This window comes from Corynebacterium sp. HMSC075F02 (genome assembly GCF_001838335.1).
Classification (GTDB): Bacteria; Actinomycetota; Actinomycetes; order Mycobacteriales; family Mycobacteriaceae; genus Corynebacterium; species Corynebacterium jeikeium_D.
Genome location: NZ_KV836305.1, coordinates 16471 through 40400, shown reverse-complemented (window position 1 = coordinate 40400; position 23930 = coordinate 16471). Strand labels below are relative to the sequence as shown.

The following is a 23930-nucleotide window of genomic DNA, read 5'->3' as shown; positions in this document are numbered from 1 at the left end:
GAAAGTGGTGATGCATTCACCGCCTGAACCTACCTGCTCAAAGTGTCATAAACCTAGTCAGTTTCTTTTTGGGGCAAACTATCCAGCGGTCCCTCGGCCCCGCTACCCAATTACCCAACTACCCAATCAACGGGCCGGCATTGCGCACATCCGCACGGAAAGTCACCCCACCTGCGGCTACCACGCGTTCGCGCTCGATGAGGATTGAACGGAGCGTCGATAAGCGAACTGCGTGCAATTCCACCTCTTTCCACACCACCCTCGCGACATCCAGCCCCGTTGCGCGCAGCGATCGCTCGCGGTAGGTCTCCCGCGTGAGCAGCTCGGACTGAGCCTCGGGCGTCGGCGCGACCTCGCTCGCCGAATACTTGATGTGGCCGTCGAACTCCACGACAAGCAGCAGGTCAGGGATATAAAAATCCACGCGGGCGAGAAAGTGCGGCGGATCGTGGCTGGTGCCGCGAGTCCAGATTTCGGCTTGCTCGTGGAACTTCAGTCCGAGCTCGAGAAGAGCGGCTTTAGTCAGCGCCTCACCGGCCGTTTCGCAGCGACCATGACAGACCGCGAGCGCACGGTGAAACAGCTCTTGACCCCGCACGCTGGGATAATGCACCGGGAGCTCCTCAAGCTGATCGCGCGTGGCGCCATGCCGCAGCGCACCTTCGACAGCCAACACCGCCGCCCGCCACGACACGGACTCCGGCCCCTTCTGCCTGAACCGGACGCGACACTCATCGAAGGCCGCACGCGCGAGCACCGCGACCCGCCGGTCCGCGAGCCCCTGCGTGTGATCCAGATGGATCTCCGAGCGCAAGCGCATGCAATAGTCGATGCCGTGGAACTCCTGACTCCCGCCCACGACCACAATCTTCGCATCGCGCACCAGCACCCACGAACCGTGCAAGGCCAGCGCTGCAGCTCCCGAAATGACGCCTGACGACGTCTCGGAGACCACCGCCAAAGCAGTAATAGCCAGGCGTTTCTCGCGGTGGAGCCCCTCCCAGGCGTGCGCGACTACATAGTGACCTCGGCAAAGCCGCTCCAGATAACCGGCCCGCGCTTGCCTTGCGACCTCGCGGTATCCATTCCCCGGCTGGTCATCCGGCCTAATGATTCCAAACTGGTCCGCCACCAGTTGCTTGCGTTTCTTGTTGACCATTTCTCCCCCGCCCCGTGGTTGTTGTCCTGTGGCTGTTGCCCCGTGGTAGTTATTTCGTCCCTATTTTTGTGGCGCTGTTTTGTGGCTCTATTTGTGGCGCTATTTGTGGCCTTGGCTTGTGGCACTGTTTTGTGGCCCCTATTTAATAAGGCGCGGAAATTGCCCTCGCGGTTCCATTCCTTTTCGGCTGAGCACCCAGTCGGGGGAAAACTTTTGGGCCTTGCGTGGTTTTTGTAGTTTGCGTGGTTTACGGGACCCGTGTGACCGTGCCCCACGGTCCTTCTGAGCTTGAGGCCGAGCTAGTGCCCAAGTTACTGACTAGGTTTATGACACTTTCGTGGCAAATTTTGTGCTCAAAGTGTCATAAACCTAGTCACTTTCTCCGCGGGTGAGCGCACCCGCTAGTCTTGAGGCATGACTGAATCGGCGCGCGAGGAGCGCAAAGCGACTGGGACCTCTTCTCAGACGAAGAGGCGGCGGCGGAATCGTCGCCGTTCTCAACGCGCGTCGGCAGCGGGCGCGAAAACACCACCAACAGCACCGGCTTCCACCACAACGGACGCAGCCACGACCAACGCAGCTACGCCGGCCTCAACCACCACCGACGCGGCCACGACCAGCGCGGCTATTACCGGCGCAATCGCAACCGGCGCGAGTACCGCTGGCACACCGGCCACAGCCACACCCACACCGGCCACAGCCGAGACCGCCGCAACAAAGGCCGCTGACGAGCACAAGCAGTTCTCGTCGGCGGAGGAAGCTCCTTACGCAATCGTGTCCATCCAGGCCACGGGCATCCACCCCAAGACGTCTCGGCTGGTCAGTCTGGGAGTATCCACCGCCGACAGCAGCGGCAACATCGTGGACACCTGGCATGTCGTCATCAATCCCACCGAAGATCCCGGCCCGACACACCTCCACGGCCTCGAGCCCGCGGACTTCGAGGGGGCACCGAAATTCGGGGTGATCCAGGCCAAGCTCGCGCACGCGCTCGATGGGCGCACGTTGGTTGCTCATAATGCGCCGCTGGTCTGGGGTTTTATAGTTGCCGAGGCCAAGAGGGCCCGTCGTCAAGCGAATCGTGAGCGATCCGCGCGGAATAAGCGGGGGCGTCGTCGTACGCGCACTCGCGTCGCGAGAATTCCGGCGCCCGCACGGATTGCCGATACGTTGGAAACGGCGCGCCGCCAGGGCAAACGGCTTGACGACGCACGCCTGCGCGCCGTCGCGCGCGCCTATGGCCTCGATGTGCCTTCGCCCGAGGCATCGATTGCTGGCATCTCGGTGCCGGAGCGAGTGCGGACGTTGGATGACGTCACCACCACGCTTGCGCTCTTCCGCGCACAGGGCGGGCTCGACGAGGGTACAACCCTGAACATGTACACGCCCGACCAGCTGCGCGAGGACATTGTGGGCCTGCAGCGCTCGGTAGTGCGTGTCGACGCGATGGAAGCGCCGCGCCCCGTGGAGAACCCCGGCCGTTATACGCCGGGGCGGAAGCTCGCGACGGGCATGGAGTTCGTCGTGGCGCCAGAGGTGTCGCTGGACCCGGATGAGCTGATTGCGGCGGGCGTGCGGGCTGGGCTGGCGTACTCGGAGAAGGTCACGCGAGAGTCATCGGTGCTGGTGTGTAACCGACCTGCGGATGTGACACCGGATCAACTGACGGGCAAGGCCATGCATGCCCACCGGAAGGACATTCCGATCGTTTCCGATGAGGCATTCTTGCGACTGGTCGGAGAGATGTCGCCGGCCGCTGTGAAGGACGAGGCTAACGGCTGACTCGGTGGCTGCTCATTGGGTAATTGCAGTGGCACTGGGGCAACGGGCCTGCCGGATAGTCATCTTGTGGAGTCTAGTTTGCAGGCGTTAAGCCCCAGGACCGCGCTGATTCTGTGACGGTTGGAAGCGACAACCTTATAGATAAAGCTCCACAGTTTTGTCAGTGGCGGGAAGAGCAGGAATGTGCCCGCACATCGGAATAGTGCCTTGGTGCCGCCCTCACGCAAGGCGATACCTATCGCCTCGTGGCCGTACCGAAATTCTCGGCCGCTCTTAGCACCAGGTTCACCGACTGCTGCTTCGGCTGGGATTGTGGCGACCGCCGGGGTTGGAAGCATGGCGACCGCCTCAGCTGAGATGTGTTGACGAACTTCCTCTGGCAAGGACTGGTCTTCGGGACTAGCACCAATCATGCGGACACCACTGAGTTTGGCCAGAAGGGTCACGCTTGCCTCGCAGAACCCACAATCGCGGTCGTAGTAGAAAGTGATGTCAGGGTTCATCATTTTTCGGCGGCCTTTTTATACAGACTCTTGCCATTAAGTTTGGTGTGCTCAAAATTGACTAGGACATCAAATTTCTGGAGGTCTTCCCAAATTTCCTTGGCTTGCCCGCGCGACCCAATAGAGCCCGACTTCACGCATTGCAGTAGCACGTGCTCGGTATTGAAAATGTATCCAGCTTCTTGCTTCCGCGCTAGCTCACAGGCATCACCATCATCCATGATGAGCGCAGTGGCTACGCCCTTACCCTGATCTTTCGCATAAAGACAATGGGCGATAGCGATGTACTCTCCCAGGCGTTTAGCTTTGCCCCCTTGAAAGGTATAGCCAGGACCAGAATAGAGGCGAACATAGGGATAAAGTTTTTTGTGGTCATCGTCGAGAACTTCGACATTCGGGTGCCCCAGAAACCAATCCCAGTGTCTCTTTCCGCAGTTGAAGCGCCGTTTATCCAATTTGCGTTCGACTTCATTTTTGACTGCTCCTGGAATGCTGATGGTCATCTTGCCTGCGAAGTCGAGCAAATACTGGTGATTCTTCGAACATACGAAATTAAGAAGTACGCTTGTATCAGCTATTAGGAGGTAACCAGCCATCGTTTATTGGGCGCTTTCTAAACTATCGGGACCATCGCCGAAGAAAGCGTCTAGTTCCGCGAAGGGATCTGCTTCCGTGTCAGCCGCATCCTGATTCTGCACATTCGCATCATGCCTCAATGGCGGTAACTGTGACTGCGATGCACTTATCAGCTCCTTCACCTCATCGACACTGCTCATTTCAGCAAAAGCAATGCTGGGAAGGTCGACTATCCCCTGTTCGTAAGCGCGATATACGTCTTTCACCAACCGCGCTGATGGTTGCACTAGTTCGGAGACCTTTACCGCGCGGTCATAGTCAGCTTTCCAGCCATACCGGGCAGCCAGCGTGGGAGCTGATACACCTTTCAGTTCTTCCGATTGCCCTTCGCTAATGAGGTCTGCGCGCCTCATCTGAATAAGTGCGACTCGCGGCGAAATTTGATACTTGCGAACGACATGGGACAACGCAGCAAGGACGTCACCTCCACCGATAAGCTCGCCGAGGTTCTGGTCTGTTTTCAACCCATCAGTTGGGCAGAGCACATTACGAGCGAAGGCATCAGCACGAACTTCCTGATAATCACGCTTGCCACAGGCGTATATTCCAGGCTCAGAGTGCTCATCATCTGCAACGATTTTCGAGGACTCGAAATCATTGGAAACAAAATGCCCAATTTCATGCGCAACGGTAAACCGCTGACGGTAAGGAACGGATGACTTCGCAATTCCAATGACTGTCGCTCCCGTCACGGGGTCACGCAAAGCAAGTGCATCAACATTGGCTGGTAAATCCAGAATCATAAAATCTGCATTAACCAACTGCATAAAGCCAGCGATGTCGGCGATTGGATCATTTCCTAGGGTGTGCTTCTTGCGGAACTCTATAGCAAGGTCGAGCCCCTCCTTGCTCGCACTGCACATGGGGAACCCTCCTTAATTTTGAGTTAGCAGCACTCGAAGCTGCAGGTAAGGCAAAAGCATCTCCCGCGCTCCCTTAACACTCGCGCCATCCTGTGAAGTGCGGGCCACGGCCTGCACACGCTGGCTGACCGGGTTTTCCTCCACAAGTTCATCCAACGGCACGCCAAGAGCCCACGCAAGCGCCATAACCTGCTCAAGTGAGTAAGTCGCCTTGCCATTTTCCAGGCGACTGACTGCAGATTGCGACACCACACCATCGGTGGCGTCAGCCAAATCACGTGTGGTCATGCCACGATTTGTGCGCAACTGATGCAAGCGCGCGCCGAAGAAGTTGCTTTCTGTATTAGCCATACCTCTTCCCCCTTATCTGCTAGTGGACAGTATAGGGCAACACATGAATCAAAACAATAATTCTTTGATTCAGTGCTTGAATTCGATTCCTCAAATACGCTTTCTCACCTCGGTAATCTCCTTCCTCTCTTCCGCCGCATGACCGCCTAATCCCCGAAGATCAACATGATCGCAATCACCTCAAAGTTCAGATTTCAAGGCTCCGCAGGGAGACCTCCCACAAATCCCATCAGGCCTCACAGGCCTGCTTCTTAGGCCTAGCCCTTTCGTGCGCGTAATATTTACACACATGACAAATGGCACCTCTCCGCAATCGCATTCCGCTGATAGCGCGGATGCCAGCCCGCACGGTACTGCTTCGAGTGGCTCCCGCGACTCGAATAGTTCTCGTGGCCTGCGCGGCACCGGCGCCCGCCTGCGCGCCGGCCTCGCCACATCCGCCGCTCACGCCGCCACCTGGGCCTCCCGGAAGTCCGGTCGCGGCGCGGGTGGCATGATTGGTGGCCTGATTGCGCAGAAGATTGACCCGCGCATTCTGGCTTCCCTCGGCAAGGGACGCCCGGCCGCGATCATCACTGGCACCAACGGCAAGTCCACCACCACCCGTATGTTCGCGGCCGCCATGCGCGCCGCTGGCCACAACGTGGCCACCAACGAAGGCGGCGACAACATGGACGCGGGCATCATCTCCGCGCTGCTCGCTACTCCCGATGCGGACAGCCTGGTCCTGGAAGTCGATGAGCTGCACGTCCCGCACATCGCAGAGGATCTGAAACCGCAGGTCCTGGTGCTGCTGAACCTTTCCCGCGACCAGCTCGACCGCGTCGGCGAGATCAACAAGATTGAGGCCACACTCCGCGCTGCGGTGGACGCTAACCCGCAGGCGACGGTCATCGCCAACTGCGACGACCCACTCATCGCATCGGCTGCGTGGGATGCCAAGAAGGTTATTTGGGTCTCCGCGGGCGGCGGCTGGACCAACGATGCCACCTCCTCCCCGCGCACCGGCGGCCCTATCATCCAGGACGGCCACGACTGGTATGCCGTGAAGCCACTCCCGGACGGCTCGGAGTTTAAGCGCCCTGAGCCGGACTACCGCATCACTGCGGAGGGAGTCATCACGCCTGCTGGCGACACCCTGCCGATGAACCTCACGCTGCCGGGCAACGCCAACCGCGGCAACGCCACCTTGGCAATCGCGGGCGCTGTCGATATGGGCGCGGACCTGGAGAAGTCCCTCCGGGCCACCGAGACCGTCGACAACGTTGCGGGCCGCTACTCCACCATGGTTGTGAGAGATGACAAAGGCGCCGAGAAGCACGTGCGCATGCTGTTGGCCAAGAACCCGGCCGGCTGGCAGGAGGCGCTGTCCATGGTCGACCGCACCGCAGATGCAGTGGTCATCGCAGTCAACGGTCACGTCGCTGACGGCGAGGATCTGTCCTGGCTGTGGGATGTCCGCTTCGAGGACTTCGACGGCATGGATGTGCTGTCCGCGGGCGAACGCGGAACTGACCTCGCGGTGCGGTTGCTGTATGCGGGCATCGATGCGAGGTTGGTCGCAAATCCGCTGCAGGCGATCCGGTCGTGTGAGGCGCGGGGGTCGTCGTCAAGCGTCACCCGAGTTGAGGTGCTGGCGAACTACACCGCCTTCCGCGATTTGAAGCGCGACATCGAACGAGCACAGGAGGAAAAGTAAATGAGCGAGCTGTCTATCGGCCTGATCCTCCCGGACGTGCTGGGCACCTACGGCGATGACGGAAATGCGCTGGTGCTGCGGCAACGCGCGCGGATGCGTGGGATTGACGCCGAGATTGTCCCGATCAAGCTGGGCGATGCCGTCCCCACCGACCTGGATATCTACACCGTCGGCGGCGGCGAGGACGTCGCACAAACCATCGCGGTGGAGCATCTGATCAATGACGGCGGCATCAAAAAGGCAGCCGAGGCCGGGAAGCAGATCCTCGCGATTTGCGCGGGCTTCCAGATCTTCGGCAATTCCTTCCGCGCGGGCGGACGCGACGTCGCAGGTCTCGGCCTTGTCGACTGCACCACTGATTCACTCGAGTCGCGCGCGATCGGCGAAATCTGCACGCTCGTCGATCCCACGAACGGTTTGCTTGACGACGTCGACGCCAGCCCACTGACTGGCTTCGAAAACCACATGGGTCGCACGACCCTGGGTGCCGATGCGAAGCCGCTTGGTCGGGTTGTCCGTGGCGTGGGCAATACCGGCCCGGAAGTGGAGCAGGCGGACTCCGGGATTGCTCCGGGAGTGGATGTTTCTGCACTCACACCGACCGGTGGCGTCGAAGGCGCGGTGCAGGGCTCGATTATCTGTACCTACCTGCACGGACCTGTGTTGGCTCGCAATCCGCAGCTGGCTGATCTGCTGCTGGCCCGCGCGACCAACCAGGACCTGTCGAGCCTGGCTCCGCTAGACCTCGAGGTAGTGGATAAGCTGCGCGAAGAACGCATCCTGTCCAAGCCGCGTCCGAAGAGCGAGCGCTAGTTTTTGTGGTTTCGCGCGACCGGCCGAGCTGACTGGTCAGCGGCCGGTTGGCGGGCCTAGACCTTCAGCCGGCCCGTCAGCGCGCGGGACAAGGTGAGTTCATCGACGAACTCCAAGTCACCGCCGAGCGGCATGCCGGAGGCCAACCGAGTGACCTCGAGATCCGGGAAGTCCCGGAGCAGCCGGGCCAAATAGGTCGCGGTTGCTTCGCCCTCGGTGTTGGGGTCAGTCGCGATGATGACCTCGTGGATTTCGGGGGGCTCGGTCTCGTCGACGTCGTCAAGCACGCCGGCGATACGTTGCAGCAGCGTGCGGATATTGAGCTCGTTCGGACCGATGCCGCCGAGCGGATCGAGCGCCCCGCCGAGCACGTGGTAGCGACCGTTGTACTCCCCCGTGCGCTCGATGGCCTGGATATCGCGCGCCTCTTCAACGACGCACACCAGACCACGGTCGCGGCGTGTGTCCGAGCAGTACTGGCACACGTCGCTTTCCGAGATGTTGCCGCAGACCCGGCAGAATTGCACACCCTCGCGCACCCGCCCCAGCGCGGATTGGAGTCGCCCGATGTCCTCCGGCTCCGCCTTCATCAAGTAGAAAGCGATACGCTGAGCTGACTTCGGGCCGATGCCCGGCAGGCGCGAGAACTCATCAATGAGATCTTGGAGTGGTCCCTCGAACAATGATAATTACCTACAATTACTGGTCTGAAAAGCTAATTTAGAAACCGAGGCCACCGAGACCGTCGAAGCCCTGGGACAGCGGGCCCATCTTCTGCTCTGCCAGCGACTGCACCTTAGCGGTAGCGTCCTGGAAAGCTGCGAGGACCAGGTCCTGCAGCCCGTCGACATCCTCCGGGTCTACGACCTTCGGATCAATGGCGATGTCCGTGACCTCGCCCGAGCCCTGCATAGTCACCTTGACCAGACCGCCACCGGCCTCACCGACGATGGTGGAGGCGACGATCTCCTGCTGTGCTGCCTGCAGCTGCGCCTGCATCTGCTGTGCCTGCTGCAGAATTGCGTTCATATCTGGCTGAGTCATAACTAACTTTCCTAACTATTGTGCTTTTTACGTGCTGATTTATAGTTACGCGCACGCTTAAAGGCTCATCGCCCTTGCTTTACGACGCGCATCGCCGCCCCATTCTAACGGCTCTAGCGGTCTTCTAGCGGTTTGGCTCCCAGCTCCTTTTCCAGCATCTCCATGACCACGTCCTTTAGCGAACGGTGATCGAGCGACCCGACCTCGTTCGCGGCCTCGAAATACTCGGAGGTGTCCTCTTCGTAGTTGTTGTCCTGCAGGTTTTGGGAAACCGGGTTGTAGGTGGTGTTGGCGTTGGACGGGGTGCGCGAACCGTAGCCCCCTGCGCCCTCTGCGCCCTCTGGCGGAGCGAACTCCTCCATGGGCTCTGGTGGCAGCGGGACGCCGCCGAAGCCCGAATCCTGATTGGCCTGAGCTTGGGCATTTGCCTGGGCATTGACTTGCGCCGCGCGCAGGAACGACTGCGGCTGCGGCTGGTTTGGCTGCTGTTGCGGCTGTTGATGGACCGGGTTCGGGTTCGGCTGAGTCGGTTGGCTTGGCTGGCTTTGCTGATGTGGCTGCGCTGGCTGGTCGTGGCCTGCCTGCTGTCCCATCGCAGCACGCTTGGCGGCTTCGATTTTGGCACGGCGCTCAACAACGGATGCGTATGTCGATGACCGCTGCGGGCGCGGTGCTGGCTCTGACTGAGTCTGCTGTTCCTGCTGTACCTGCTGCTCAGATGTCTCTGGTTGCGCTGGTGCTGCGGGTGTCGGTGCAGGGGCGGTGTCGTTCGGCGAGGACGAACCTCTTGACGACGAATCATCCTCCCCGGAACCACCATTAGTAGCTGTTGAACGCGGTGCGCGCGGGCGCGTACCGACGACACAGTGCACCTGGCCGTTGAAGCCCGTCACCTGCTTCACTGCAGCGGACAGTGCCTGAGCGTAATCAGGCGTATTGAGCCTGGTAGCGAGCGCTCCTGTGCTGTGTCCAATGACGAGCGTGTCGTTTTCGACATCGAGCGGTACCGCCTGCTCGGCCAGCACGCGAATGGGGAACGCATGCTGTCCGTCGACAGCCGCAAGGATGTCCTGCCAGTGCTCGCGGATTTGCTCGATACCGGCGGGTGCAGGTTCGGGCTCCGGCTGTGCTGGTTGCTCCGGCTGTGGGGCCTGAGTTGGCTGTTCAGAGTGAGCTGTCGAGGCAGAGACAACTGGCTCTTCCTCGACAATCGACATCGAGCCGCCTTCCCCCTCACGCTCGCGGGTTTGCTGCTCACGCTCCTGCGCAAGCTGCGCCCGAGTCTGCTGCTCGCTGATGCGGGCATGCTCCGCCATCTTCCGACGGAACTCACGAATCTTCTCCGCCTGTGCTTCTTCCTCGGACATCGGCTGCTCAGCCGGTTCAGGCTGCTGCGGTTGTTCGGCCTGCTGAGACTGTTCAACTGATTCGGCCGGCGTAGCCTGCGTAGGCTGTTCAGCGGGCGCAGTAGGTGTTTCTGGTGCAGGCTGCGGCTCAGTTACCGACTCCTGCGACACCGGTGCCGCTGGTGCAGACTGCTGCTGAACAGGTTCCGGCTGGGACTGAGGCTGCGACGATGCCTGCGCGGGCGCCGCCTGCCCAGCACGACTGCCCTGGGCCTGCGCCCCCTTCTTACGCTGGGCATTCCGCTGGCGCCACGCCTCACGAGCCGACTGGCCAGACTGCATCGGCGAAGCATCGGCCTCAGCCGCACCCGACCCCGACCCCGCGGCGGAAGACGCCGGTGCCGCTGCGGGGGTTGCGGCCCCCGAGCCGTCGGCAAGCGCGGGCCTGCCGTGCTCCAACGCCTCTACGCGTTGCAGCAGCGACTCCACGGAGTCTTCGGTGGCGGGCAGGAGCATGCGCGCGCACAGGACCTCGAGAAGCAGGCGCGGCGAAGTCACGCCGCGGAAGTGACGCAGGCCGTCAGAGAGCACCTGCGTGAAGCGCGTCAGGGTAGCCGGGGGAATTGTCCCGGCCTGCTCCAGGACGCCGTCGATTTGGCTCTCCGGAATCTCTACAAGCCCCTGCTCCAGCGCGTTCGGCACTGCGGACAGCACCAGCAAATCACGCACTCGGCCAAGCAGATCCGAGGCAAACCGAGCCGGATCCTGGCCCGACATAATCACACGCCCGACCACGCTAAACATGGCCGCGCGATCGCCTGCCGCCAGCGCCTCAATCGCATCCGTGATGATTACGCTGTCAGTGACACCGAGAATGGCCGCAGAAGTCTCATAATCCACACCATCGGTGCCGGAACCAGCAATGAGCTGATCCATAACCGACAGCGAGTCACGCGGCGAACCGCCACCGGCCTGGATGACCAGCGGATACACGTCCGGCTCTACCCGCACACCCTCGGCCGTGACCACACGCTCAAGCAGCCCGCGCATATCCGGCGGAGTCAACAACCGGAACGGATAGTGGTGTGTACGCGAGCGAATCGTCGGCAGCACACGCTCCGGCTCCGTGGTCGCAAAAATGAAGATGAGATGCTCCGGCGGCTCCTCCACAATCTTCAACAGCGCATTGAAACCCGAGGCGGTAATCATATGCGCCTCGTCAATAATGAAGATGCGGTAGCGCGACTCCGCCGGCTGGAAGATAGCCTTTTCCCGCAGCTCACGCATATCTTCCACACCGTTGTGGGAAGCCGCGTCCAGCTCAATAACGTCCAAATTGCCCGGACCACCCGGCGCCAACGCACGACACGACGCACACTGGCCACACGGTGTCGCCGTCGGCCCCTCCGCACAGTTCAAACTGCGCGCCATAATGCGCGCCGACGAAGTCTTGCCACAGCCACGCGGCCCGGAGAACAAATACGCATGGTTAATGCGGTTGGGACGCCCCTGCGCATCACGAGATTCCAACGCCGCCGACAGCGGGTCAGTTACGTGCCGCTGCCCCACCACTTCGGCGAACGATGCCGGACGATACTTCCTATACAGAGCCACGTGCTCAGCCTACCTTCCACCCCGGACCGGCTAGTTCGAACCCTCCTGGGAAACAACCGACTCGCGGCACCAATCCCGCAGGTCAGCGTCCACTTCGGCCAACTTCTGCATCAACGCCTGCGGACCCTGCTGCTCATAAAACACCAGCTCCGCATCCGTAATTGGCACCAGCTGCGTCATCGTGGTCATGCGCCCCTGCGGCGACTCCACATCGCCCTCATGCAGGCTGATCTTGCCCGGCATCTCGGACACATTCGGCACCCCGTCGCTCCACACATACGGCACCGTGCACAGCACGTGCGCCACGGTAAAGGCCGCGCTTGACGACGACTCCCCTACCTCGGCCACCTGATCGGCCGCCAGCCGCACCGCATTCGGGATGACACGGCCCGGAATTGGCGACAGGAACTCCGGTTCTTCCTCCACCAGCGCTCCCGCGGCCGCGACCATGGTGGCCACGGGAAAATCAGCGTATGCGACGGAGAAGAGCTCCACGCGGATATCCGTCTTTGCTGCGCCGGTCAGGCCACAGTAGTTGCGGCCCAACTCCACGGTGGCGGCTGCCGTTTCCGGACGACGCTCGTTCGCTTGGCCGTCCGGCCCGTCGTAAAGTGAGAACTCAGCGACCCGAAGCGGAGCCGAATCGTGTTCCTGCCCGTGCCGACCACTGCCCGGCAGCTCCGTCACATACTCGCTGACCTGGGGTTCTCCGGGGAAAAGCCCGGAGATCCAAAACTTCGTCTCTTCGAAGTTCATATAGTCCTATCCCGACCTACCTGGCCTGCTTAACCTACGCAGTCGCCTTCTCAGCGGCGGCGAGCAGCACACAGGTAGCGACGCCATCCATAGCAACCTCGAGCTCCTCCATCGGAGGCAGCGACGGTGCCAGGCGGATATTGCGATTATTCGGATCCTGCTTCAGCGGGAAGGAAGAACCAGAACCGGTCAGCGCAATGCCGGCCTCCTTGGCCAGCTCCACCACGCGACGAGCAGTGCCATCGACCACGTCGAGGTTGATGAAGTAACCGCCGGTCGGCTTCGACCACTCTGCCACGCCGTACTCCGACAGGCGCTCATCCAGAATCTGCAGAACCTTCTCAAACTTCGGAGCCAGCGAACCTGCATGACGACGCATCTGCTCACGCACGCCCTCCGCGTCACCGAAGAACTTGGCGTGAGCCAACTGGTTGACCTTGTTCGGGCCAATGCCGCGGATACCAGCGTGCTTGAGGTAATCCTCCAAGTTGGCGTCCGAGGAAGCGTAGAAAGCAATACCAGCGCCTGCGAAGGTAATCTTCGAGGTCGAGCCGAATGCCCACACGCGGTTCGGGTTACCGGCCTCTTCCGCCCACTTAATGACGTTGTGAATCTCCGGGAACTCATCCGTCAGCGTGTGAACCATGTAGGCGTTATCCCACATCAGACGGAAATCCGGAGCGGCGGTCTCCATTTCAACCAGACGGCGGCAGACCTCAGCGCTGTAGGTCACACCCGTCGGATTCGAGAACATCGGGACATTCCACATGCCCTTAATCTGCGGGTCGGAGGCAACCAGCTTCTCCACGACATCCATATCCGGACCGTCTTCGTTCAACGGCACCTGAATCATTTCAATGCCGAAGTGCTGCGTGATAGCAAAGTGCCGGTCATACCCCGGAACCGGGCACAGCCACTTCAGCACCGGCTCCTCGTTCCACGGGCGCTCCGAGTCCACGTTGCCGAACTGCATGGCCCACGAAATCAGGTCAAACTGGATGTTCAGGCTGGAAGCATCCTGCGCCAGGACGTTTTCCACCGGCAGATCCATCAGTTCCGCCCAGATAGCGCGGATATCAGTAATGCCCTTGGCGTTGCCGTAATTGCGGACATCCTCCCCAGAAGCCGAAATGTAATCCGGCGCCGGGAGACCCAGCAGGGCGTTTGCGAAATCAAGCTGTTCCGACGACGGCTTACCACGAGTCAAATTCAGTGCGAGGTTGCGGGACTTCAGTTCCTCATATGCCTTCGCAAACTCATCCTTGTGTGCCGCCAACTGCTGAACATCGAAGGAATCCACGGCCATGGTGTACGCACCCTCCCAGGTATCGGACATAAGTTAAAACCTGACAAAACTGGCACGGAAAGCTTTTTCCCCGCGCCGCATCCGGCTTTGCAACCAAGTGTAAGGCATACCCCGGATTGGGATTTCTACAACTTCCCCGACAGCGCATCCAGACGCTGCTTACTCGGCCCCTCCAAGCCGATAATTTCTACCTCTTTGCCCCGGTCAGCAAACTTGACCCGCACGGAATCTAACGCCGCCACCGTGGAAGCATCCCAAATCTCAGCCTCAGACATATCGATGACAATCCGCTGCGCAGGATCGGTGTAGTCGAATTGGTACACCAGGTCGTTACTGGAGGCGAAGAACAACTGACCCCGCACCTTGTACGTCCGGGAGTGGGCGCTGGGGTCGTCGTCAAGCACTTCAATCCTGACCAGGTGAGCGACACGGCGCGCGAACATCAGCGACGCCACGACCACACCCAAAATCACCCCGATGGCGAGGTTATCCGTCGCCAGCGTGGCGATGACCGTCACCAGCATCACCGCCGTCTCCGAACGCGGCATCAGGCGCAACGTCCGCGGGGAAATCGAGCGCCAATCGACCGTGTCCACCGACACCACGACCATCACCGCAACCAGCGCCGCCATCGGAATCACTCCAACTGCAGAACTGAGCAGAAGGACCAGAATGAGCAGGAAGACACCGGAAAAGAGCGTCGTCAAGCGAGTGCGTCCCGACGATTCCTTCACACCCACCATCGTCTGACCAATCATCGCGCAGCCAGCGATACCGCCGAAGAAACCGCCCGCGATGTTCGCCACACCCAGCCCCCACGTCTCGCGGGTCTTGTCCGAATGCGTATCCGTGATGTCGTCCACGAGCTTCGCCGTCATCAGCGATTCCATGATGCCGACAATCGCCACGCCCACCGAATACGGCGCAATCAGCTGCAGAGTCTCCCAGGTCAGGGGCACATTCGGGATCAGCAGCTGCGGGAGGGATTCCGGAAGCTCGCCCATATCGCTCACGTTCGGCACGCGCCAATTCGCCAACACCGCAACAAGCGTGACGACGATCACCGTTACCAGCGGAGCCGGAATCGCGGTGAACACGCGGGGCAGGAACACCATAATCGCAATACCCAGAGCGACCAGCGGATACACCAACCAGGGCACATCGATGAGATGCTCGAGCTGCGCAGTGAAAATGAGGATACCCAGCGCGTTAACAAAGCCAATCATGACCGCGCGCGGAATGAAACGCTGCAGCTTAGCGATACCCAGCGCCGCAAAAGCAATCTGCAACACACCCGCGAGCAGCACCGTTGGAATGAGGTAATCCATCCCGTACGTCCGCGACAACGGCGCGACGACGAGCGCAACCGAACCAGCGGCAGCAGTAATCATGGCCGGGCGGCCACCCGTAAAGGCAATCACAATGGCCATAATCACCGAGCTAAACAGCCCCACCGCCGGGTCCACGCCCGCCAGGATGGAAAACGAGATGACCTCGGGGATTAGCGCGAACGACACCGCAGCACCGGCCAGCAGCTCGGTGCGCAGGCGCTTCGGTGAAGAAACTGCGAACCGGAAGGAGTCCCACACGCCCATTGGCGCTGGGGTTTCTCGGGTTTCTGGTGGTCCTGGAGTTTCTAGCGGTTCTCGTGTTGTCTGTGGTGGCACTCGCGTGTCGTCTGCATCGCTCATGCACAGTATTCTTCCAGACCAGCGAACGCGACCACTTGTGGCCAAGGTATTCACCTATCGATGCGCTGCAGCGTGGCCATAAGTGAATAGCTCATCGATAGGTGAAATGGCCTGGCCAATATCGCGGGGATAAGTGCCGAAAAAACATCGATAGGTCACAGGAAACCGCCGACAAGTGCCCGAAACCTAGCCATAAGTGCCAGAAGAACGCCGGGGATAAAAAAAGGGGACCCCACGCACCCGTCAGAGCTCGCTGACCCTTGCTGCATTCCTGCCCTGGGGGAGTTCACGAGATGGACGCCACATGGGATCCGTGAAGACAGCCTACTACAGGCCCACGCAAAAAGTCACACTGCTAGTGCTCGCCGCACCGTTCAGCGAAGAACTGCCACACTAATCAGCGCGCTGCCACCACGGATTCGTCACCAGTTTCGTGACAGCATTCATGACAGCATTCATGACAGTTCCCCGCCTCCCCGCAGCCCCCGGCATATACTGCAAATCCACTCACCTGCATAAATACAAGAAAACCCCCGGCGTAAACCGGGGGTTTTCACTCTGCGGAGGATGTGGGATTTGAACCCACGAGGGATGTGACTCCCGCACGCGTTCCAGGCGTGTGACATAGGCCGCTAGTCGAATCCTCCAACGTCGTTAAAGACTACCCAACAAACCTCATTTTCCCAAAACGCGCCCCCTACCTGGGAAAACGAGGCATTTAAGCGACACTTCCGCGCAACCGGTGCCACCAACAGCAACCAACTCCGGTTGCCGGTTGCCGGCTGCCGGCTGCCGACTGCTGTTTCGCCCCCACTCCCGGAATTTTTCCGGGAGTTACTTAGCCAGCCGAGCAATCGCCGCCGAGGCCTCCTCCAGCTTGGCGTCCAACTCCTCCGGGCCGCCCTCAGCCGCATGCACCACACAGTGATGGAGGTGAGCATCCAGAAGAGTTAACGCCAACGACTTCAACGCCGAATTCACCGCCGAAATCTGGGTCAAAACATCGATACAGTACTCTTCGTTCTCAATCATCCGACCAATGCCACGAACCTGCCCCTCAATGCGACGGATACGGGATTCATAACGCCGCTTCTCCACGAGATAACCGGGATCAGTGGTGTCATGGCAGCAAGAATCGTCGTCAAGCGAATGCGATTGCGACGAACAACAAGACTCACTCATGAGTTACTCCTTTTTGAATAGCTGGTTGACTCGGAGAAAAACCGCGCAGACGCAGACTGTTGCCGACCACAAAAACCGACGAAAACGCCATCGCAGCGCCAGCCAACATCGGATTCAACAACCCCAGCGCGGCGACAGGAATTGCCAAAACGTTGTAGAAAAACGCCCAAAAAAGATTCGAACGAATCGTGCGGAGCGTCCGGCGTGACAACCGCAGCGCATCCGCAGCCGCCAACAGATCACCACGCACCAGCGTGATATCCGCAGCCTCCATCGCCACATCGGTGCCCGTGCCCATCGCCATGCCCAAATCCGCCTGCGCAAGAGCCGCAGCATCATTGATGCCATCGCCGACCATCGCCACACACGCGCCGCCAGCCTGCAACTTCTCAATCGTCGCGACCTTATCCTCCGGCATCACTCCCGAAATCACATCCTCGCGAGCAATACCGACCTCATCTGCGACCCGAAACGCCGGGCCGGCGGCGTCGCCGGTCAGCAGAATCGGCCGCACCCCCCACTCCCGGAATTTCGCGACCGCAGCCGCCGACGTCGGCTTCACCGAATCCGACACCTCCAACGTGCCCAGGAGCTCGCCGTCGCGGCGCACCGCAACCACCGTCCCCCCACTCCCGGAATTTTCCCCGGAGCGGCCGACCTCGATGCGGTGGCCATCCACGGTGCCTTCAACCCCCACTCCCGGAATATCCCGGAAATCCGAAACCGGGAGTAGAGAATCCGGATCCGCCGCACGCACAATAGCCTGCGCAATCGGGTGGTGCGACGCCGCCTCCACCGAAGCGGCAAGCGGCAGCAGATTTTCGGGAGTGGGAGGGACCTCCGTCAACTCCATCACACCCGTAGTCACCGTGCCGGTCTTATCCAGCACAACCGTGGCGACCTTCCGCGCCGACTCCAGCACCTCCGGGCCACGCAGCAGCACACCAGCCTTGGCGCCTTCACTCGTGCCGACCAGGAGCGCTGTGGGCGTCGCTAAGCCAAGCGCACACGGGCACGCGATGATGAGCACGGCGACCGCAGCCGTGACCGCCTCACTCGCGCCGTGCCCCGTAAACAACCACGCGCCCAGCGTGACCGCGGCGATCGCGATGACGGCGGGCACGAACACTCCCGAAACCCGATCCGCCAGCCGCTGCACCGGCGCCTTACCCGTCTGCGCCGCCTCGACCATCGCCGCCATCTGCGCCAACTGCGTCTCCGAGCCCACGCGCGTCGCCCGCACGAGCAGCCGCCCTGACGTATTGATTGTCGCTCCCGTCACCTCATCGCCAGGGCCGACCTCGACAGGCATCGGTTCGCCGGTCAGCATCGACGCATCCACCGCCGACGCGCCCTCCACGACAACGCCGTCCGTCGCGATCTTCTCACCAGGCCTAACGACGAACACCACTCCCGGACGGAGCTGTTCCACGGGCAGCCGCTTCTCCACTCCCGAACTTTCGAGAACGGAGACATCCTTGGCGCCAAGCTTCATCAACTCCCGGAGTGCCTGACCGGCGTTGCGCTTGGAGCGCTTCTCGAAGTAACGACCAATCAGCACAAACATGATGATGCCGGCCATCGCCTCGAGGTAGATGTTCATATCGGCATCACCAGGAGTGACCGTGAAGTGGAACTCGTGCTTGAGCCCCGGCAGCCCGGCACGCCCGAAGAACAACGCCCACACACTCCAGAGGAACGAAGCGGTCGTCCCCATAGTGATTAGCGTGTCCATGGTGACCTCGCCATGACGCAGATTCTTCAGTGTCGCGCGGTGGAACGGCCAGCCGGCCCACACAAAGACCGGCGCCGAGAGCGTGAGACACAGCCACTGCCAATTAGTGAACTGGAGGGCAGGAATCATCGACATTGCGATGACGGGAGCAGTGAGGATGACAGCGCCGATGACTCGGTTGCGCAGGTCTTCCAGCTCCCGGTCTTTCCCTTCGGGAGCAGCACCCGGTTCCTGTTCGGGCTCCTCCTGCGGAAGCTCAGCGGTGTACCCCGCTGCCACGATTGTGTCGATCAGTTGCTGCGGGTTGATGTCCGCCGGCGCCTCCACATGCGCCTTCTCGGTCGCATAGTTCACGCTCGCGTTAACGCCATCAAGTTTGTTCAGCTTGCGTTGGATACGGTTTGCGCACGACGCACACGTCATCCCGCCGACGGGGATATCAAGGGTGAGAAGTTGCTGCTCAGACATCCGCTTTCCTCCTTGGGGGTTTAGTTTGCGACCGCCTTGTAGCCAGCTTCATCCACTGCTGCGATTACGGCAGCGGTGTCAATGTCTGCATCCGAGGTCACGGAAAGGAAATTCCGGGAGCGGTCAACCTGGACATCAGTGATTCCCGGGAGTTCAGAGACTTCCTCCCGCACCGATGCCTCGCAGTGTCCGCATGTCATGCCAGTAACAGTAAAAGTTTGATTAGCCATACCCCAATATATACCCCCTATGGGTATATCTGTAAAGCTATTCGCGCTGACGGTAGCCCGAGTAGGCCCGCCCCGCGAGAGCTGTCGGGAAGGCAAGGTTGAATTCGGGCGGCGCGTGCAGAGACGGCGGGTGGCGGTAGACCGCGCCGGAGCCGTCGTCACGCTCGAGGTGCCCGTTGAGGCCTTGCCTGTCGTCATCGTTGGCGGCGTTGTGTTCTTTGCAGGTCATGACCATGTTTTCCATAGTCGTGGCGCCGCCGTTTTTCCTGGCGACCAGGTGATGGGCCTGCCCAGCGTGGGCGGGGCGCGGGCACCCGGGCCACGCGCAGATGGGGTTGTCGAGGATCATCGCGATGCGCTGTTCCTCCGTCGCCAGGCGCGGGTTGTGTATCGGGAGTAGGTCGGTCGGCGTGTTGTGCTCGTCGTAGACCAGCACCCAGCCGGTGTCCGCGAGCAATGCCTCGACGAATTGTCCGGGAGTGAGGACGGAGCCGTTGGAGGTCGCCGCAAACCGCGGGCTGTACTCCACGATGTCTTGCGCGGTTACGATGAGCGCGGGCTGGTAACGGAGCTTGTCGACGTCGTCAAGCGGCCCCTCCGCCCCGTGTGCCAAGCGTTCTGCCAGCGCCTGACCGACACACCGATCCCGGGTGTAATCCTCGTGCGCTTTGGCGATTTCAGCTGCGCGCACGGTCAGCGGCGCGACCAGGTCGTCAATCATGTTCGCCGGACCGGTGACCTGCAGATGCTTCATCCCGCGGATGTCCGGATTCCGGGAGACGTGGGCGCGCAGGTGCTGCGGCGGCTCGTCGGTGCGGTTGAGCTCCTTGACCTTGGTGCGCATGTAGGTGTCGAGGCCCTCGAAGTCGTATGCTGCGGCGGCGCGGGTGAAGTCCAGGCGGTAGTACTCCCGGATTTCGACGTTGTTGAGTTGCCCGGAGCGCTTGTCGATCTGCATGACCGTGTCCAGCGACAGCTTCAGCTCCCGGGCGATCGCGACGGCTTTGTCGCGGGATTCGACATCCATATCGCCCTCGACCGTGCCGAACAGCCGCTCGGCACAGCGCAGCAGGCGCTTGAGGCGGAAGGGGTCGAAGCCGATGCTGGCTGCCAACTCCCGGTGCCCGGTGGATTTTTCCGGGAGTGCGGCGCGCAGGTCGGCGAGCACGTCAATACCCCGTGTCGCCAGCGCGCTGAGCAGTCCCAATGTCGTCATGGGGCTAAGGCTAGTTTCCGGGAGTGGGCGGCTTCAATCGCTTTTTGGCGTTGTCCACAGCCATCGTAAAGCATGCACAATCTGCACAAACGGGCTTGACGACGCACTCCCGAAAGTGCCCTACCGGAACGCGACCTCTCCCACCGGCCGACGTAACTTCCGGGAGTGGAGGGTGTCGGGAGCCGCGGCCATGTCCTCGCACGCGCGCACGGCGGCCATGAGGTGCTCTTCCTTGGAGGATTGGTAGAACTCGCGGGCAGATTTCGGGAGTTTGGGTTTGTCGTGCAGCGGCATGTCGGAGACGCTGAGCAGCGCGCCGTAGGGCACGCGGAAGCGGTAGCCGTTGGCGGCGATGGTGGCGGATTCCATTTCGACGCCGATGGCGGTGGATTTCTGCAGCTCCCGGTAGAGGTCGGCCTGGGAGCGCCACTCCCAGTTGCGGTCGGAGGTCGACAGTACGGTGCCGGTGCGCAGGCGCTTTTTCAGCTCATCGCCGGTGAGTCCGGAGACGCGGGCGAGTGCATTGGTGACGGCGAGCTGAATTTCCGCAATCGGCGGGATGGGCTTTTCCAGGGGCACGTAGTTGTCGAGGACTCCGTCGGCGCGGTCGTAGCCGTTGGCGAGAATCATGTCGCCGATGCGCATGCGGCCGTCGAGGCCGGCGCAGTGTCCGACCATCATCCAGCAGTGCGGACGCGTGACGGCGAGACAGTCGGTGATGGTCTTGGCGTTGGAGGGGCCGACGCCGATGTCGATGATGGTGATGCCGCATTTGTCGTCGCGAAGCAGGTGGTACGCCGGCATCTGCGAGGCGTGCGCGTGCTGACGGCAAATTCCGGGAGTGGGGATGGCGCCGATGTCGTAGCGCTGCCCACCCGGGCACGCCAGCGCCGTGTACCCGTGCGGATTTCCGGGAGTGAGGGTGGCGGCGTATTCGAGGAACACGTCGGTGTGCAGCTGGTAGTTGGTAAATAGCACGAAGCGCTGGATGTTTGCGGCGTGCGACCCGGTGTAGTGCTCGAGGCGCTGGAGGGCGAGGTCGATGCGCTGGGCGGTAAAGAGGCTCAAAGGCTTGATGAGCAGGCCCAGGTAGTCGGCTTCGCCGTCGGCGATGGTGTCGTCGATGCTGGCGGAGTCGATGGGGGTAAACGTCTTCTCCACTGCCGCCAGCATGCTTGCCGACGCCCCTTCCCTCCCCGCCGCTTCCTCGGCGGCCGCGTCGAATCCGCGGCACATCCGGAGTGGGATGGGCTGGTCGGAGACGCGCACCTCGACTTCGCCGCCGTGGTTGGCGAGCAGGTCGGTAATTTGCTCGATGAGGTAGGTGCGGAACATCACCGGGCGGGTGATGGTGGTGGCATACACTCCCGGACGGTCGACGAAGCCGTGTGACAGGGAGGGGTCGACATCCTCGACGGCGCTGCCGGCCGGGACGGTGAAGCGTAGTTCGGGGTAGTAGGCGCGCACCGGCCCACTCCCGGAATTTCCTTCGGTGGCGGCGGTGTACTGCTCGACTAGGTAGGCCATCCCTGCCCGGTGGATTTCGGTGAGCCGGTCGACGGCTGCGGCGGCGTCGGTGTAGAAGTCGCCTTCGCCTTCGGTGGGCCAGAACGGGGGTGTTGCGGAGTCTCGTACCTGCATAGCCCAAGGCTAGGCGGAGAGGTTCCCGCGCGCATCCGCGCCGCGCTCATCACGCCAGGCACGCGCACGAAACCAGCAGCTCAGTGCCGGCTCCACACTCCTTCGCGGCTGCGGCGGACCTCAAAGACCTGGTGCACGTGGTAGCCGCCGATGGTGGGGATGGTGAGGAAGTGGCGACCGTCGTCAAGCTCGTGCCAGAGGATGCGGCCGTAGCGTACGCCGTCGCGGACGTGGGCGCTGAGGTAGTCGGCGCGTTGTTGGCCGCGGAGGGTGGCGTAGAAGGCGGGGTCGACGGGTAGTTGGACGAGATTCCGGGAGTGGGGGTCGATGTCGGCTTCTTGCAGCCGAATGGCGACGGGTCGGCCGTCGACGAGGAGGTCAGCAGTGTGACGGCTCAGGTGGATGATGTGGACGTCGCTTATTGTGGTGTGCATTTGGCGCTCCTATTCGCTCTTCCCCGCAGGAGGTCTGTGGGGCTGATCTTCCTTTGGGGCACCGGGTCCGCGAATCGGGCGGTTGCCTATCGACGCTGTCAAAGGCCATTTCTCGTCGATATCTTGTGATCGTGTCGCCCACCCTAACACCAACTAGACAGCTTTGTCTACCATCTCCCGCACGCTTTACGACGAGGCCCCCACCTCCCCCTCCCGGAAGCTACCCCTTCCCCGTCAGCACCAGGACCACCAGCGCCACGTTGAGCGCGATGATGAGCCCGCAGATAACCCACGCGACCCGGCGCAGTAGTGGGGTGTTGGCCCAGATGCCCATCTCGGCACGCGAGGAGGTCATGCGCACCAGCGGGACCAGCGCAAACGGGATGCCAATCGACAGCACCACCTGACTGAGCACCAGCGCCCACGTCGGCTCCACGCCGCTGGCGATAATGAGCAGCGCCGGAATGATGGTGACTATTCGGCGCACCAGCAACGGCACGTGCACCTTCAGCAGGTCGCGCATAATCAGGTCACCGGCGTAGCAACCGACAGAGGACGACGCCAGCCCGGAGGCCAACAACCCAACGCCGAAGAGCACGCCCACCACGGGGCCAAGCACGCTGGTCACGGCAGCGTGAGCGCCTTCGATGGAGTCAGTCCCCTCCACTCCCGGAAGTGCTTCGGCCGCGAGACACAGCATGCCGATATTCACCGACCCAGCCAGCACGAGGGCACCGAAGACATCGATACGCGTGGCCCGTAGGTGCTGGCGCAGCGAGGAGTCATCTTCCACCTTGTACTCGCGGTCGCGCACCAGCCCGGAGTGCAGGTAGACCGCATGCGGCATCACGGTCGCACCCAGCATGGATGCCGCCAGCACCACGGTGTGCGCGCCTTGGAAGCGTGGCAGAATTCCGCTGGCCATCTCCCCGAGACTCAGGCCCGTGACAAACAGCCCGGCCAGGAACCCCACCGTAATGACCAGCAGGAACGTCACAATCACGCCCTCAAAAGTGCGTTGCGAACGCCCACCCTGAAGCAACAACAGCCCCAGCGAGACCACGCCAACAATGACACCGCCAAGCAGCATCGGCGTCCCAAAGAGCAGGTACAGCGCCGTGGCGCCACCAATAATTTCCGCCACATCCGTCGCTGCCGCCACAATCTCGGCCTGCACCCAGTACGCCAGCCGCCCCGGCCGGTTCGAACCGAAGCGGTCGGCGACACCTTCGGTCAGCGACCGCCCCGTCACCAGGCCGTACTTCGCCGACAGGTACTGCACAACCATCGCCATGAGGTTGGACACCACCAACACCCACAGCAGCAGATACCCATAGCTCGCGCCCGCGGACAGGTTCGCAGCCACATTTCCGGGGTCCACGTAGGCAATCGCCGCCACAAAAGCAGGCCCCAGCAGACTCATCATGGGCTTGCGGTTTTTCTCGCTTGACGACGTCACTT

General features: G+C 61.5%; 21 protein-coding genes, 1 tRNA gene, 1 other RNA gene and 1 riboswitch. Of the genes, 3 read left to right on the top strand and 20 right to left on the bottom strand.

The window, feature by feature from the left end; genetic code table 11:
• Positions 1-118: 118 nt before the first annotated feature.
• The gene (locus HMPREF2920_RS01110) at positions 119-1132 is read right to left on the bottom strand and encodes a hypothetical protein (protein ID WP_224783818.1); all 1014 of its coding nucleotides are present in this window, start codon (positions 1130-1132) and stop codon (positions 119-121) included.
• Positions 1133-1573: 441 nt separating this feature from the next.
• Between HMPREF2920_RS01110 and HMPREF2920_RS01105 the strand changes: the two genes are divergently transcribed.
• Positions 1574-2941: an exonuclease domain-containing protein gene (locus HMPREF2920_RS01105; RefSeq protein ID WP_083327104.1), complete on the top strand. Its 1368-nt coding sequence runs from the start codon at positions 1574-1576 to the stop codon at positions 2939-2941.
• Positions 2942-3000: 59 nt separating this feature from the next.
• On the opposite strand, the gene HMPREF2920_RS01100 is transcribed toward HMPREF2920_RS01105, so the two are convergent.
• The 4 genes from HMPREF2920_RS01100 to HMPREF2920_RS01085 all read right to left on the bottom strand — a co-directional run bounded on the left by HMPREF2920_RS01100 (position 3001) and on the right by HMPREF2920_RS01085 (position 5294).
• The gene (locus tag HMPREF2920_RS01100; RefSeq protein ID WP_049190150.1) at positions 3001-3447 is read right to left on the bottom strand and encodes a thiol-disulfide oxidoreductase DCC family protein; all 447 of its coding nucleotides are present in this window, start codon (positions 3445-3447) and stop codon (positions 3001-3003) included.
• Positions 3444-3947 (bottom strand): PIN domain-containing protein, encoded by a 504-nt coding sequence (locus tag HMPREF2920_RS01095; RefSeq protein WP_141744776.1) that lies wholly within the window; start codon positions 3945-3947, stop codon positions 3444-3446. Before HMPREF2920_RS01095 ends, HMPREF2920_RS01100 begins: the two co-directional genes overlap by 4 nt.
• Before the next feature lie 96 nt (positions 3948-4043).
• Positions 4044-4943 (bottom strand): ImmA/IrrE family metallo-endopeptidase, encoded by a 900-nt coding sequence (locus tag HMPREF2920_RS01090; RefSeq protein WP_049193463.1) that lies wholly within the window; start codon positions 4941-4943, stop codon positions 4044-4046.
• A gap of 12 nt (positions 4944-4955) precedes the next feature.
• Positions 4956-5294, bottom strand: a complete 339-nt coding sequence (locus tag HMPREF2920_RS01085; protein WP_049190157.1) for a helix-turn-helix domain-containing protein — start codon at positions 5292-5294, stop codon at positions 4956-4958.
• 289 nt (positions 5295-5583) lie between these two features.
• Between HMPREF2920_RS01085 and HMPREF2920_RS01080 the strand changes: the two genes are divergently transcribed.
• Together HMPREF2920_RS01080 and HMPREF2920_RS01075 are read left to right on the top strand one after the other, a co-directional pair.
• Entirely contained in the window at positions 5584-6993 is a 1410-nt protein-coding gene (locus HMPREF2920_RS01080; protein WP_246821090.1) for a MurT ligase domain-containing protein, read from the top strand.
• On the top strand, positions 6994-7806 hold the full coding sequence (locus HMPREF2920_RS01075; protein WP_070549754.1) for a type 1 glutamine amidotransferase: 813 nt from the start codon (positions 6994-6996) through the stop codon (positions 7804-7806).
• Positions 7807-7862: 56 nt separating this feature from the next.
• Here the strand turns inward: HMPREF2920_RS01075 and recR are convergent, their stop codons facing one another.
• From recR to HMPREF2920_RS01000, 15 genes are all read right to left on the bottom strand, one after another.
• Complete coding sequence (gene recR / locus HMPREF2920_RS01070) at positions 7863-8489, bottom strand: recombination mediator RecR (RefSeq protein WP_038627355.1); 627 nt, start codon at positions 8487-8489, stop codon at positions 7863-7865.
• Between the two features lie 37 nt (positions 8490-8526).
• Positions 8527-8850, bottom strand: a complete 324-nt coding sequence (locus HMPREF2920_RS01065; RefSeq protein ID WP_005511884.1) for a YbaB/EbfC family nucleoid-associated protein — start codon at positions 8848-8850, stop codon at positions 8527-8529.
• Between the two features lie 113 nt (positions 8851-8963).
• Positions 8964-11810 carry a DNA polymerase III subunit gamma and tau gene (locus HMPREF2920_RS01060; protein WP_070853977.1) on the bottom strand — a complete coding sequence of 949 codons (2847 nt, stop codon included), beginning with the start codon at positions 11808-11810 and terminating at the stop codon, positions 8964-8966.
• A gap of 30 nt (positions 11811-11840) precedes the next feature.
• Positions 11841-12566, bottom strand: a complete 726-nt coding sequence (locus tag HMPREF2920_RS01055) for a suppressor of fused domain protein (RefSeq protein WP_005511889.1) — start codon at positions 12564-12566, stop codon at positions 11841-11843.
• Positions 12567-12600: 34 nt separating this feature from the next.
• Positions 12601-13872, bottom strand: a complete 1272-nt coding sequence (locus HMPREF2920_RS01050) for an aspartate aminotransferase type Ic (RefSeq protein ID WP_187269755.1) — start codon at positions 13870-13872, stop codon at positions 12601-12603.
• Positions 13873-13997: 125 nt separating this feature from the next.
• Positions 13998-15467: a SulP family inorganic anion transporter gene (locus HMPREF2920_RS01045; RefSeq protein ID WP_070438855.1), complete on the bottom strand. Its 1470-nt coding sequence runs from the start codon at positions 15465-15467 to the stop codon at positions 13998-14000.
• Positions 15468-15784: 317 nt separating this feature from the next.
• An RNA gene (gene ffs, locus HMPREF2920_RS01040) (signal recognition particle sRNA small type) lies at positions 15785-15879 on the bottom strand.
• Positions 15880-16124: 245 nt separating this feature from the next.
• Positions 16125-16210 (bottom strand) — tRNA-Ser (locus HMPREF2920_RS01035).
• A 187-nt stretch (positions 16211-16397) separates the two neighbouring features.
• Positions 16398-16745: a metal-sensitive transcriptional regulator gene (locus HMPREF2920_RS01030; RefSeq protein WP_065421667.1), complete on the bottom strand. Its 348-nt coding sequence runs from the start codon at positions 16743-16745 to the stop codon at positions 16398-16400.
• Positions 16738-18948, bottom strand: a complete 2211-nt coding sequence (locus tag HMPREF2920_RS01025; protein WP_070566550.1) for a heavy metal translocating P-type ATPase — start codon at positions 18946-18948, stop codon at positions 16738-16740. Before HMPREF2920_RS01025 ends, HMPREF2920_RS01030 begins: the two co-directional genes overlap by 8 nt.
• Before the next feature lie 20 nt (positions 18949-18968).
• Positions 18969-19178, bottom strand: coding sequence for a heavy-metal-associated domain-containing protein (locus HMPREF2920_RS01020; RefSeq protein WP_049172422.1), 210 nt, complete (start codon positions 19176-19178; stop codon positions 18969-18971).
• Between the two features lie 37 nt (positions 19179-19215).
• A complete protein-coding gene (locus HMPREF2920_RS01015; protein ID WP_070853976.1) occupies positions 19216-20394 on the bottom strand; it encodes an HNH endonuclease signature motif containing protein in 1179 nt (392 codons plus the stop codon).
• A gap of 120 nt (positions 20395-20514) precedes the next feature.
• Positions 20515-22035, bottom strand: a complete 1521-nt coding sequence (locus HMPREF2920_RS01010; protein WP_070566548.1) for an AMP nucleosidase — start codon at positions 22033-22035, stop codon at positions 20515-20517.
• Between the two features lie 80 nt (positions 22036-22115).
• Positions 22116-22469 (bottom strand): hypothetical protein, encoded by a 354-nt coding sequence (locus HMPREF2920_RS01005; RefSeq protein WP_016421862.1) that lies wholly within the window; start codon positions 22467-22469, stop codon positions 22116-22118.
• A 10-nt stretch (positions 22470-22479) separates the two neighbouring features.
• Positions 22480-22600, bottom strand: a riboswitch (SAM riboswitch).
• Between the two features lie 89 nt (positions 22601-22689).
• Positions 22690-23928, bottom strand: coding sequence for an Nramp family divalent metal transporter (locus HMPREF2920_RS01000; RefSeq protein WP_016421861.1), 1239 nt, complete (start codon positions 23926-23928; stop codon positions 22690-22692).
• Between the last annotated feature and the right edge of the window lie 2 nt (positions 23929-23930).